The sequence below is a fragment of the Sphingobacterium sp. UBA7253 genome, assembly GCF_002472745.1.
Taxonomy (GTDB): domain Bacteria; phylum Bacteroidota; class Bacteroidia; order Sphingobacteriales; family Sphingobacteriaceae; genus Sphingobacterium; species Sphingobacterium siyangense.
Genome location: NZ_DKSP01000115.1, coordinates 29,348 through 30,103 on the forward strand (window position 1 = coordinate 29,348; position 756 = coordinate 30,103).

Here is a 756-nt window from a genome sequence, read left to right on the forward strand (position 1 = left end):
GCTGTTGCAAATATGCACCGATTTCCTTTCCGGTTTGTTCCGGAGAAGATTTCGAAAAGCGCGTTACGGGAAAAGTTACGATTGTAATTTGTCCTTCAAACTCCTTTCGGGTAGCTTGTAAAGCAATTTGATTTTCTAAAATATCTGCATTGTAAAGCTCTTTTACTGCCTGTACAGTGACTTCAACAAGTCGCTTTTGAATAGAATTTGCCATTTAATGATTTTGTAATTTTTACAACTTCCTGATAGTGAATTGGAAATAAATAACATTCCTTATTTAGGTATTCACCATTAAAGTATATCTTTGCAAAAATAATAAAAAATGCAGAGCTATCAGGAATTTCTTGACTTAAGTGTTGGTTTTCCGCAAGACGGATTCGAAATCATCGACGACGAATTGTATTTCCACGATTTGAATTTAATGGAAATGATAGAAACGTACGGTACGCCGTTACGTTTTACCTATTTGCCTATCGTCAGCAAAAAAATTCAGCAAGCGAAAATCCTCTTTCAGACCGCAATTCTGAAACACAACTATCGCGGATCTTACAAATATTGTTATTGTACCAAATCATCCCATTTCAAGCACATCGTAGAGGAAGCTTTGAAAAATGATATCCACCTGGAAACTTCATCTGCATTTGACATGCCGATGATCGATTCATTGGAAAGACAGGGCACAGTAACGAAAGACATTACAGTGATCTGTAATGGATTCAAAACCTACCAGTACAAACAATATATTGTCGATATGAT

At 36.0% G+C, this 756-nt stretch carries 2 pseudogenes; one reads left to right on the forward strand and one right to left on the reverse strand.

Annotated elements, in window-relative coordinates:
- Window positions 1-214 (reverse strand): annotated as a pseudogene (locus tag B2X72_RS11295) (arginine--tRNA ligase); the annotation flags it as partial.
- Between the two features lie 108 nt (window positions 215-322).
- Here B2X72_RS11295 and B2X72_RS11300 point away from each other — a divergent pair.
- Window positions 323-756, forward strand: a pseudogene (locus B2X72_RS11300) (arginine decarboxylase); the annotation flags it as partial.